Origin of the sequence: Candidatus Oscillochloris fontis (genome assembly GCF_004138135.1) — a bacterium.
In the GTDB taxonomy this organism is placed as follows: domain Bacteria; phylum Chloroflexota; class Chloroflexia; order Chloroflexales; family Chloroflexaceae; genus Oscillochloris; species Oscillochloris fontis.
Genome location: NZ_RYFD01000006.1, coordinates 1 through 12,011, shown reverse-complemented (window position 1 = coordinate 12,011; position 12,011 = coordinate 1). Strand labels below are relative to the sequence as shown.

At 56.1% G+C, this 12,011-nt stretch carries 10 protein-coding genes; 4 read left to right on the top strand and 6 right to left on the bottom strand.

The window, feature by feature from the left end:
• The first annotated feature begins 73 nt into the window (after positions 1 to 73).
• Positions 74 to 1,855, top strand: coding sequence for a beta-galactosidase (locus EKD03_RS04190; RefSeq protein WP_129627904.1), 1,782 nt, complete (start codon positions 74 to 76; stop codon positions 1,853 to 1,855).
• A gap of 33 nt (positions 1,856 to 1,888) precedes the next feature.
• Positions 1,889 to 2,824, top strand: a complete 936-nt coding sequence (locus EKD03_RS04185; protein WP_129627902.1) for an SCP2 sterol-binding domain-containing protein — start codon at positions 1,889 to 1,891, stop codon at positions 2,822 to 2,824.
• Positions 2,825 to 2,833: 9 nt separating this feature from the next.
• Here EKD03_RS04185 and EKD03_RS04180 read toward each other — a convergent pair whose 3' ends face one another.
• The 5 genes from EKD03_RS04180 to EKD03_RS04160 form a co-directional block, all read right to left on the bottom strand.
• The gene (locus tag EKD03_RS04180) at positions 2,834 to 3,352 is read right to left on the bottom strand and encodes a hypothetical protein (protein WP_129627900.1); all 519 of its coding nucleotides are present in this window, start codon (positions 3,350 to 3,352) and stop codon (positions 2,834 to 2,836) included.
• Positions 3,353 to 3,598: 246 nt separating this feature from the next.
• On the bottom strand, positions 3,599 to 6,586 hold the full coding sequence (mutS, locus tag EKD03_RS04175) for a DNA mismatch repair protein MutS (RefSeq protein ID WP_129627898.1): 2,988 nt from the start codon (positions 6,584 to 6,586) through the stop codon (positions 3,599 to 3,601).
• 40 nt (positions 6,587 to 6,626) lie between these two features.
• Positions 6,627 to 7,553: a NotI family restriction endonuclease gene (locus EKD03_RS04170; protein WP_129627896.1), complete on the bottom strand. Its 927-nt coding sequence runs from the start codon at positions 7,551 to 7,553 to the stop codon at positions 6,627 to 6,629.
• Positions 7,534 to 8,742: a DNA cytosine methyltransferase gene (locus EKD03_RS04165; RefSeq protein ID WP_129627894.1), complete on the bottom strand. Its 1,209-nt coding sequence runs from the start codon at positions 8,740 to 8,742 to the stop codon at positions 7,534 to 7,536. Before EKD03_RS04165 ends, EKD03_RS04170 begins: the two co-directional genes overlap by 20 nt.
• Positions 8,743 to 9,169: 427 nt before the next feature.
• A complete protein-coding gene (locus EKD03_RS04160; protein WP_129627892.1) occupies positions 9,170 to 9,937 on the bottom strand; it encodes an inositol monophosphatase family protein in 768 nt (255 codons plus the stop codon).
• 207 nt (positions 9,938 to 10,144) lie between these two features.
• Between EKD03_RS04160 and EKD03_RS04155 the strand changes: the two genes are divergently transcribed.
• Complete coding sequence (locus tag EKD03_RS04155; RefSeq protein ID WP_129627890.1) at positions 10,145 to 10,474, top strand: cupin domain-containing protein; 330 nt, start codon at positions 10,145 to 10,147, stop codon at positions 10,472 to 10,474.
• Here the strand turns inward: EKD03_RS04155 and EKD03_RS04150 are convergent.
• Positions 10,471 to 11,262 carry a GNAT family N-acetyltransferase gene (locus EKD03_RS04150; RefSeq protein ID WP_161569178.1) on the bottom strand — a complete coding sequence of 264 codons (792 nt, stop codon included), beginning with the start codon at positions 11,260 to 11,262 and terminating at the stop codon, positions 10,471 to 10,473. The genes EKD03_RS04155 and EKD03_RS04150 overlap by 4 nt on opposite strands.
• 184 nt (positions 11,263 to 11,446) lie before the next feature.
• Between EKD03_RS04150 and rraA the strand changes: the two genes are divergently transcribed.
• Positions 11,447 to 11,923: a ribonuclease E activity regulator RraA gene (gene rraA / locus EKD03_RS04145; RefSeq protein WP_129627886.1), complete on the top strand. Its 477-nt coding sequence runs from the start codon at positions 11,447 to 11,449 to the stop codon at positions 11,921 to 11,923.
• Positions 11,924 to 12,011: the final 88 nt, after the last annotated feature.

Below are 12,011 nucleotides of genomic sequence, written 5' to 3'. Positions count from 1 at the left end.
GAAGCATCGCCATTCAACCCACAGATGATGTACTGCTGTCACATAGCGGGCGATGCTTCGCCCCTACTAACGAATGATACGCCAAATCTGCCTCCTGCTGCTCCTGGTTCCGCTGCTGAGCGCGAGTTCCCCCCTGCTGATGCAACCGCCGCCGCGCTTTGTGGCCCCGCTGCGCATTGCGGATGATCCTCCCAGTTTTGGCTTGAACAGCCACGTGGCCAGCCGCTACCCCGATCCGTCCTCGATGGCGGCTCCGGCGCAGATGTTGAGTGACCTGGGGGTGACGTGGGTGCGTGAGGATTTTCAGTGGCACCGGATTGAACCTAGCCCTGGCGCATGGGAGTGGACCTTCACCGATATGGCGCTACAACTGCTCCATGAGCGCGGCATTCAGGTGTTGGGCGTGTTGGGGCCAAGCGTGGGTTGGGCCACCCCTGAACCCGGCGATGGCTTCGATGCGGTCTCGTACTACCCTCCCGATCCGGCGGCCTTCGATGCGTATGTACGGGCGGTGGTCGAACGCTACCACCCGGTTGTTCAGCATTGGGAGATCTGGAACGAACCCGATTATGGCATCTTCTGGCAACCCGAGCCGGATGTTGCCGCCTATACCCGCCTCCTCATTCAGACTGCGGCGACGATTCGATCAATTGACCCTCATGCGCAGGTGGTGTTAGGCGGGATCAATCCCTTCGATACCGCCTTTTTGCGCGGGGTGGCCGAGCATGGTGGCTGGGGCAGTTTTGATATTCTGGCTGTGCATCCGTATGTTGATCCCTACGGCCCCGAAGAGGGCAATCTGATCAGTGCGCTTGATGGGGTACGCACGGTGCTTGCCCACTATGGCCAGAAGCCAATCTGGGCGACCGAGGTGGGTTGGGCGAGTGGCCCCGGTGATCGCGATGCGCTGGGGATGACCGATGCCGAGGAGCAGGCCAATTATCTGGTACGTTCGATGTTGATCCTCTGGCGCGCCGGGGTGGAGCGTATTTTCTGGTATAGTTTCAAGGATGATCCGCACAATCCCTACGGGTTGCTACGTGCCGGTTGGGGGCGCGGCGATCTACGCGAGCGGAAACCGGCCTATACGGCGCTGCGCACGCTGAATTACCAATTGGCCGGAACTAAGTTGCTCAGTTGGCATACGAACTTCGATCAAATCCCGGTTATGTATATTGATCGTCTTGATGCGTGGCAACGCACCAGCCAACCCAATGGCAGCCTGCGTCTCGCCCCTGATTCGCCGGGGATTGCAGCGATTGAGTATCGCTTCACCACGCGCCAGAACGATTACGTGGTCTTTGAACGCCAACAACCGCTGGTGTTACCGGGTCAGCCCTATGGGTTGGGGATCTGGGTTGATGGAGATGCCAGTGGCCACCGCCTGAAGGTGTGGTTGCGCGATGCTGAGGGCGAGCGCCTTCAATACCTCGTGGGGGTTGTGGCGGGGCCGGGCTGGCAACTGCTCACCACCCCCCTCGTGGGAAGTGTCGAGGCTACCAACCGTTTGGTGGGCAGTGGCAACCAGCAACTGGACTTCCCGGTGAGTCTGGAGGCGATTGTGCTGGAGGATCGTGAGGATCGCTATGTTGGTACGGGAAGCATCCGGATCGGGGAGATCGTGATGATCACTGGCCCTGAGGTCTATGATCTGCGCCTCCAACGCGGCGATCAGACGCTCGCGGTGGTGTGGGCACCTACCGGCGCATTGTGGCCCGTCCGCTGCGACCAGATCCGCAGCCTTGTTGCGCGTGATGGTGCTGCGGTGGCGATCAACCCCTGTGTGGGGCGATTCGATCTATACGTAGGGTCTGCACCACGCTACTTGACAATCGAGTCAAACACGGTACCTTGAAATCAGTGACTTGCTTCAAGGGGACGGTGACCTATGATGAACGAAGTAACTAGTATCGAAACCGAGCATGAGCCTGATGCCGAAGACCTCTCCCCGCTGCCTGATGATCGTATCGGTGCCTTTAGCTCTTACTCGCTGGCGGCTGATCTACTGAAACTCCACGAAATCTATGCGGGCTATATCGAGCGCATACCGCCTGATGCCTGGATTCGGCGCACGGAGCGGCGTGCGGCGGGCTGGACTCTGCTAGAGACGTTGGCGCATCTGGATGCGATTGCGACAATCTTCAATCTGAGTATCGAGCAGGCGTTGGCGCATCAGCCCATCCAGATTGCTGGCTTTACCACCCGCCATGATCTGCGTGCGCTCAACCGCAAGGCGATAGATGAGCGTATGATGCTGGGCTATAACGTGTTGAGCGAATCATTCTTGGATTCCTTGCGCTATACGGCACGGCTGGCCTCGGCACTCAGCTATAGCCAACTGGCCACGACGGTAGAGCACCCCTACTTTAGTGGTCGCCCGACGATTGCGGAATTGGTCGGCACTTCGCTGGTGCATGCCGGGATGGTGCATGGTTCCCAGCTTGCGGTGGGGACGCGCATGCAGCCGATCTGGAATTTCTACGACCCTGGTATGATGCGACGCCAACTGACCCGTGCGTTCCATATGGTGGGTCTCGCCTACTGGCCAGAGCGCGGTGGTACGTTGCATGCCACGCTCGTCTTCCAGATTGATGGTCAGGGCGGCGGGCGTTGGTTTGTGCGGATTGATCCGAGTGGCGGCGAAGGCCGTCTGGGTACCGTGCGCACCGCCGATGTCACCCTCACCTTCGCTAGTGCCGATCTGCTCTGTCGGGTGGTTACGATGCAGACCGAGATCTGGCCGCTCTTCCTGCTGCGTAAGCTGCACATCCGGGGCAATCCGATCTTGGCGACGCGCATGTCGCGGCTCTTTATTCTGACCTGAGAGCGCCGCCTAGCGTGCATCCCGCAGCAACTGTTGGCGCTCCTCGGCGGTGATGAGGCTGAAGCTGCCATCGCGGTTAGCATAGACCATCTCCTCGTCCTTGACGCGCACGATCAGGTCGGGGGTGCGGTCGCCATTCATGTCGTCGAGCCGTAGGATGACGGGGGTCAGATCTTCCCCGGAGCCAAATAGGTATGGCCCAGGTAACGAACGGGTCTTAGTGGCATCGCCGCCGGGGATCTCCAGGATCACCACTTGACGATCCAGATTCATTGCGATGAGGTGCGTCGGTGCGCTACTCTCCTCGCTTCGCCCGATGTTGGCCGATAGATGGAAGGTGCGGGGCCGCCCATAGCGCAGATCGTCAACCAAGACCTGCCCCCAACTGACGAGGCCACTCAGGAGGACGTAGATGGCGAGGATGGCCAAGATCCCAGTGATGATGTAGGCGACCGAGTTGGTGTTCCCGTGGGGAACGCTGAGCGTTAACCGACGCTGGGTGTGTAGTTCGCGGCTGGTGACGGCCATGGCCTTCCTCCGTCCTTCTGATATGACGCTCTTTTGTGCTATACGCTTATTTGTGCGGAAGTATAGCAGGATTTGGGCGCTGCGTCAAGAACGGATTTTCTTGTAACTGTTCACACTTGGGGTAAAGGAAGCCTTATTGTTCACGCGAAGGCGCGAAGACGCGAAGGTTTTGTTATAGACGTTGCGCCTTGGCGTCTTTGCGTCAAAACCTAGAGACTAGGAGAAGTGTGAACAGTTACATTTTCTTTAGGCCACCGTCTCCCCCGCCAGCCGCTGCAACTCGGCCAGCCGATTCAACGCCTCCAGCGGGGTCAGGTCGTTGATGCGGAGCCGTCGCAGGTATTCGATCACCGGGTTGGGGGCGAGATCAAAGAGCGAGAGTTGGCCTTCACGCGGTGGCGGGGCTAGTTCGATGGGGGGCGCGGGCGGGGTTGTGGGCGCTCCGGGGCTTCGGCCTGCCTCAAGTTCGGCTAACAGTTCGCTGGCACGCTGAATCACCGAGCGCGGGATGCCAGCCAGTTGCGCAACATGGATGCCGTAGGAGCGATCTGCACTTCCGGCGCGTAGTTGGTGCAGGAAGACCACATGGTTGCCCTCTTCGACGGCGGCCATGTGGAAGTTGCGCACTCGTGCCAGCTCTTGCTCTAGGGCGGTCAGTTCGTGGTAGTGGGTGGCAAACAGGGTGCGACATTGCAGTTGTGGCTCGTTGTGAATATACTCCACCACGGCGCGGGCAATCGCCATGCCATCGTAGGTGCTGGTTCCGCGCCCCACTTCATCGAGGATGATCAGACTGCGGCGGCTGCTCTGCACCAAGAGCGCGGCAGTCTCGGTCATCTCGACCATAAAGGTGCTCTGTCCCGTGGCGATGTCGTCTTGCGCCCCGATCCGGGTGAAGATGCGATCCACCAAGCCCACCTCGGCGGCCTCCGCCGGGACAAACGCGCCGATCTGGGCCAGCAGTACGATCAGTGCCACCTGGCGCATGACGGTGCTCTTGCCCGACATGTTCGGCCCGGTGATGATCAGCAACTGCGCCTCGTCGCTATCAATGAGTGTGTCGTTGGGCACAAAGGCTTCGGGTAGCATCTGCTCGACCACCGGGTGGCGCCCGCCGCGAATCTGGAGCCGGGTGCTCGTGTTCAAACTGGGCCGGGTGTAGCGCCCGCGCACCGCCACCTCGGCCAGCGCCGCCACGACATCCAACTGGGCCAGGATGCGCGCCACTTCGCGTAACCGCTCGGTGTGGTGGCCGATCTCTTCACACAGGCGCGCAAATGCCTCGCGCTCCATCTCCACCAGTTGCAGTTTGGCCCGATCAATCACCTGCTCGTACTCTTTGAGTTCCTCGGTGATATAGCGCTCGGCTCCCACCAGGGTCTGTTTGCGCTGGTAGTCCTTGGGGATGAGTTTCTCATCGGTGGTGCGCGAAACCTCAATGTAGTAGCCGAAGACGCTGTTATAGCCCACTTTGAGTGTGCGTATCCCGGTGCGATCCCGTTCGCGCCCTTCAAGGCGATCAATGAATTCCTGCGCATGGCGACTCGCCCGTACCAGTGCGTCAATGCGCGGCTCGAAGCCCGGTCGCAGCACCCGTCGGGGCCGCTCGGCACCCTCGTCCACCCCGCGCAGATAGTTGGATGCGCCCAGCAGCGCTGGAGGATCGTCATCCAAGCCACGCTCCAACAGCGCGGCAATGTCGTTGCAGGGATCAAGCTCGCTCTCGGTCGTTTCCATCCCCAGCACTTCCTGATCGTCCGCGCCAAAGAGATCGTCCTCTGCACTGGCCATCTGCGGGACAGTGACGGCGGTTTGTTGCCTGACGTTGCGTTCTGGTATCAAGGCGGCCAACTGGCTCCCGGTAGCCGTGATCACCGCAGGCAAGGCGCGCAGTGCGGTACGCAATTGCACCATGTCACGCGGGGTTGCCACCGTCACCCCCTGCGCCACGCGGTTGACGGCGCGTTCCATATCGCCCACTTGGCTCAACGTCTGGCGTAGTTCGGCCCGCAGCATGCTCGCTTCCACACAGGCCGCAATCGCTTCCTGGCGCGCCAGCAACGGTTCGAGTTCCAGGAGTGGTTGGTTGAGCCAGCGGCGCAGTAAGCGCGCCCCCATCGGCGTGCGGGTGCGGTCGAGCGTATGGATCAGCGCAGTCTTGCTGGTGGCTGAACTACTCTCTAACAACTCCAGATTACGCCGCGTCTGCGGGTCGAGGAACATGAAACTGCCGGTACTATAGACGCGCAGCCGGGTGATCTGATTAGCCTGGTGGCGCTGAGTCTGGTGGACATACTGAAGCAGCGCCCCAGCCGCACGGGTCGCCAGCGGACGCTCATCAAGCCCGAATGCCGCCAATGATTGCACGCGCAATTGCCGGGTCAGCGTCTCCTGGGCAGTCTGCATATCCCAGCGCCACGCGGGCCATGCCGTCACCTGGCCTTTGGTCCAGCGCGCCTCACTATGCTGATCGAGGCGGCGAGCGACGCGCTCGTGGGGCAGCAGCAGATCGCGCTCATCTTTGGTGAGCGGGGCCAGATCCTGGGTCAGCCGCGCCTCAGCGGGGGCAAGGTCGGCCAACCGGAACTGCGGGTCATCGGAGACGAGGATCTCGGCCACCTGAAGGCGCATGAGTTCACCCTGGAGCTGCGCAGCGGCGCGTTCGCCACAAAACTCAATCGCCGCAAACTCGCCGGTACTCAACTCAGCATAGGCCAACCCAATCTGATCACCCTCCACCAGCGCGGCTGCCAGATAGGTGTTGCTCGTCGCACTGAGCATTGAAGGATCAACCACCGTACCGGGGGTGATCACGCGCACGATTGCGCGGTGTACCATCTTGCGTTCCATCTCACCCGGTGCAGTTTGCTGAAGCCCAGCCGCAAAGATAGACTTGGGGCGCGTATCGCTACGCGAAGCTTCGGTTTCGCTGAGTTGCTCGGCAATCGCCACCCGGTAGCCCCGGGCGACGAGATCGTTGACATAACGCTCAACTGCATGGTAGGGCATCCCGGCCATGGGTGTGAAGAGTTTCTGTTCCTCTTTGGGGCGACTCTTATCCACCGCAAAATCTTTGCGCGTTAGGGTGACATCAAGTAGTTCCGCGATCAACTTCGCATCATCATCAAACAACTCATAGAAGTCACCAAAGCGAAAGAGCAGGATCGCATCTTCGGCCTCGGCCTTGAGTTTGCGATACTGACGGTACCACTGGTGGATTTCAACCTTCGCCATGCTGCCTGCTACTTTCTACTATAGAATAATATTAAAACTGTTACTTTAAGTTTAAAATACTCATAATTTTATTATCAAGTATTGTACCTGTGGGTAGATCTGTGCCGGCAATAAACTGGCTGGAAAAATCGCTAAGCGAGAACTGAATTGATCGAGTTAATTCTAACGGTCGATGCTGTCCTGGTGGTATTGCGATTCCAAGATCATACGTAAATACCGTCATCGTGCTACTATCTACAGTGTCTTGTACAGGCAATTTGCCAATAATTTTCTCGAACTCCTGATAAACACGATCTGGAAGCACAAAATAGAGTCCTTTCTTGACAAGAGAAGAACGTGAATACACTAAACCTTTCCGAATTAACTGAGGTATAAGCCGCTTATGAACATTCGCCCAATTTAATCCATGTGCGGAAGGAGGTATTGAGGTATCTGGATGATCAGGCAACTGACTATACGCATACCAATTATCTCGATAATTGCCGGTGATATCAATACTTTGCACTTCTACGCCAACATATTCAACGAGTTTATCGTTTTCAATTTTAGCAACGACCCAATCCATGCTCATTGCTCGGCCAAGTTTAATCTCTCGTCCAGAATCATGTCCTAATGCAACAATACAACTCCTTGTTCCTGCTGAAAAAAGGTTCTGTACATATTCAGGGTATGTATAGAAGGTATACTCTTTGCTAAAGGCATTCTCAGCTACATAACGAATGGTCGCATAGTTGTCCGCATATAACCTATTCGGACAAATTATTACGGTTTCCTTTGATTCTTTCGTTGTCCGATTAGAGACACTACATGTTCCATAGCAAACCGTTTTATCGTGGTTGTATTTAATGCATCCTTTACCAACAAAAGGACATGCTTTTAGATTCCAGAAGGTACGAGCAATAGAAGACAGATCATCGGGGGCATAACCGAAAATTTCCTCGATATCTCTACCTATTGCTCGTGGCATAATATACCTCTTTCGTTGCAATAATGCTTTGCGCGATGACTTTTCCAATAGCCTTCGCCATCAAAGGGGGAACAGCATTGCCGACTTGCTCATATTGATGAATGAGTTTACCAGTAAATACATAGTGATCAGGAAATGACTGAATTCTTGCTGCCTCTCTCACGGAAAGAACACGATCTTGAAATGGATGAAAAAAAGAACCCCAATGAGGATCGCATTTCGTAAGCACAGTTGAACATAAACCATCTGGGTCAAGCCGTCCATATCGTTTTGTATGATCACTTCGTCGAGCCCTTTTCATGCCAGCCGGAAGTAATTCATAGGGTATATCACGCCAACTACCGCCTTGAGGTATATGTTTAAGACGTTGCAGGTTTATTTCGGATAGCTTCCCAACATGATGATTAAAAATTACCAAAGATTGATGGTGCATACGCATAAGGTTTTGAAATTCATTTTGTGGTTCACTTATATATTTTGTCTCTTGATCGAATTTTCCAGGCTCAATAAGCGGTAAATCCGAAAGAGCATCCCAAACAGTCGTATGCGGTTTCAAGTCAATACCAAATAAGGGAAGTACATGTATCGTAAGTTCACGACCACCGGTAAAATTAGGTCGGCTCTTCGCATTATGCGTTGGTAGAGGGAATTTAATGTCAATATCTTCGCGAGTTGCGAGAAAAATGGTTCTAAATCGTATTTGTGGAACCCCATAGTGTGCAGCATATAAAATTCGATACTCCACTTTATATCCTATTAGGCGTAATTCATGTAAAATAGCAGCAACTACCCCGCCTTTGTCCATTGAAATGATACCAGGTACGTTCTCGATTAAAATAAATTTAGGCATTAAGTAAGAGGCTATGCGTGTAAATTCCAAAAAAAGATGGTTACGCCGGTCTTCCATTGTACGAATTGGAGCATTAATAGAGAAACCTTGACATGGAGGCCCGCCGACAAGTAAATCAAGTTCACCTTCTACTAAATTCGTAATTTGGGCAATTTCCTCAGCAGGTAAATCACGAATATCTTTACGGTATACATACGTATTAGGATGATTGTACTGATAGGTGTCGCAATAAATAGGGTGAATGTCTGAGGCAAATAGCGGAGTGAAACCTGCCATTTCTAGACCACAGGACAACCCGCCAGCACCCGCAAATAAATCTATTGATGTCAGCCTTTGCATGTGTGCTGTACTCCTTCATATCTTGTGATAAAGGCTACAACGAACGAAGAATATAACACATGTTCCGATTCTTAACAAGTACAAGCCTAAAGATTTGATTGAATACATGAAAATTACGTATCCTAAAAGCTATATTTCGCATTGATACTTTGTACAGGCTAGGTTAGACCGTAACTGTTCACGCTGCCCCGAACATCAAGATTTTGACGCAAAGGCGCAAAGCCTGCAACAAAACCTTTGCGTCTTCGCGCCTTTGCGTCAACCTGTCGTTTTGGGTAGGAGTGGCAATCCGTTTACCCCCATCGTGAACGGATACGGTTAGACCTCCTAATACACGTACAGCAAAGCCGCTCCAGCCCTATGCGGAGCGGCTCAACGATGCTGTGGGGACATCGTGCGCCATCACCGGCGCGATTGTAGCACAAATCTACCGCCGTGCCACATATGACGTGAGCCGCTTGATCATACCCGGCGCAGCAGCAATGCAGGGTTCTTCCATTGGACGACCATCGAGCAGCATGTCTGTCTCGACCCGTGGCCCACTCAGCAGATGCACCACGCCGCCTGCGGCATGCAAGATTGCCATCGCTGCCGCCACATCCCAGAGTTTGGCCTTCGCAATCAGCGCCCCTAGCGCACTTCCGCGCGCCACATAACAAATATCGGCTGCAATACTACTCAGCGAACGGGTCTTGCCGGGGAAGCTAATGTCGAAGATCCGATGCGCATACGACGAGACCGCCAGCCAGTCATTATCATCAATCGTATCGGTATCAATCACACTAATCGGGGTCTCGTTCCAGTAAGCTGTCCCTTGACCATCAGTCCAGTAGTAGTCATCAAGAATGGGCAGATAGACCACTCCCAGATAGGGCGCACCGTGGTGCATGAGGCCAATCGAAACACACCAGAGCGGTAGACCCGAAACGAAGGCTCCGGTACCGTCAATCGGATCGAGCGACCAGACATATTCGCGATCAATCTCACCAACACCCTGCTCCTCACCCATGATCCCATGGTCAGGATAGCGTTGAGTGATCCGTTCGCGCAGCATCTGCTCAACCTCAACATCAGCCTGCGTAACCCAGCTTTGGTCGGCCTTCAATTCACGCGCTACGTTATTGAAGTAGCGCTTGGCCATCTCCCCGCCCTCACGTGCCCACGCTCGTACTTCAGCCATATCTACGTTGCTCACCCCTACCTCCTTGGCATGGCCTATCGCGAGGGACTTCTCGCATGCCTCTCGACCACTCGTTACTGGCATGATCTATCATAACGGAGGTGGTCACAATTGAGTTAAACTATTGGCTTCGGCAAGCTCAGCCAACCTCAGCCGCCGGGCGACTCGTTGGCTGAGCTTGTCGAAGCCAATACCTCAGCCATTAACAAGAAAGGAACTCTTATGCGTGGCCCAAGTGAGAAGTGGATCGAGGTCTTTCCGGGTGTTGAACGTCACCGTCTTGCGTTTAGTGAGCACATCTATCAGATGGAGGTTCGTATTGCGGCTGGTAGCGCCGTACCGCTGCACCAACATCCTCAGGAGCAGACTACCTATGTGGTGCGCGGGCGTCTGCGGGTACAGGTGGGCGACACCACTTTTGAGGCTGGGCCGGGTAGCCTCGCTCGCTTCCCCAGCAATGTGCCCCACGCGGTCTGGGGGTTGGAGGAGAGTCTGGTGCTCGATACCTTCGCGCCGCCGCGTGTGGATTATCTGGCCGCCGATGGCGATTAACGTAGCCGAAACCGCATAAACCCAAATCGCTCCGCTGGCCAGAAACCGAGCGCCCGGTATGAGTCGAACGCGGCCTGGTTGTTGGCCATCACCATTAGGTAGACCCGTGGTGCCAGCCGGAAACACGCCTGACTGAGCGCCGAGGTACATCCGCTGGCGAACCCCCGGCGTCGGTGGGTGGGGTGGGTGACAATGTTGCCGATCTCGACCACATCGGGCGTGGCGAAGCGGGTTGCGGCCATCGCCACCAGCCGATCATCCACGAAGGCTCCAAATGCGGGGCCGTGGCTGATCGTCTCTGGACTCCAGGCCATCAGCCCGCCCACCGTGGCCAATTCGCCCATCTCCGGCAGATCCTCGGCGTGCAAGCGGCGCACGTTGGGGTGCTCGCGTGGGCGTAGTGTCTCTGGCTCAACCACCATCTGCAACTCGGCCTCGACGCTCTCGACCGTGACCCATTCGGCTAACTGGAACATGCGCTGCTCCGGTAAGACCGCAATGACCGATTCGGTGCCCAACGCTGGTACCCGCGCATGCAGGCCGTGTAGGAGTTTCGGTAGTGCCTCGCCGCGCTCCGCCACAAAGGTCAAACTGAGCAGCGGTAGGTCGTGGTAGTGCGACGCGATCCCCAGAATGAAGCCATTGGTATGCGCCACAACCACGCTACTCCGGGTGCGCAGTTGGGTGATATTCGAGAGCGGAATCGCGTTGCGGTAGGGCGAACGGCGCAGGTAGGCCAAGGCTGAAGATTGCCACTCCTCGTTCAGGTCTATGATCTCGATGGGCATGCATGCGCTCCTGGGCCAGGATGTGACTGTTCCCCGATCATCCCGTAGGGGCGAAGCATCGCCCGCCAACCTCGTTCGGGTTCCCCTGCTCCATGACGGGCGATGCTTCGCTCCTACGAGAACGTGGTGGTATTGTAGCATGAGGTCTCTTTCAACATGCCTTGTCTTCAGGAAGGTTCTGCGTATGCAATGGACAACCAGCGATCTTTGTGATGCCCACGATGAGATTCAGGTCGCCGAGCCGCGCCTGTGCCATGTTGGTGGGGTGATGCAGTTTTGTGGCTCTGTTACCACTCTCAAGCTCTTTGAGGATAACAGCCTCGTGCGCACGACTCTAGAGGAGCCGGGGGCGGGGCGGGTGTTGGTGGTTGATGGCGGTGGTTCGTTACGCTGTGCGCTGGTTGGCGATCAGATCGCTGCCCTGGCGGTGCGTAACGCTTGGGCTGGCATCATCGTCTATGGCTGTGTGCGCGATAGTGCCGAACTGGCTCAACTCCCCATCGGCATCATGGCGTTGGCCACCCATCCGCGCCGCAGTGTCAAGCGCGGTGAGGGCCAGCGTGATCTGCCCGTCACCTTTCTGGGCGTAACGATTCGCCCCGGCAGTTACGTCTATGCCGATGGCGATGGGTTGGTTGTGGCTGAGGCGGTGTTGTCGTAGGGGCGCGTCGCGACGCGCCCTATACCCCTCAAGCTACGCGATGTGGTGTCATCAAAACGCTGGAAATCATCGCCCCCCAACCAACACG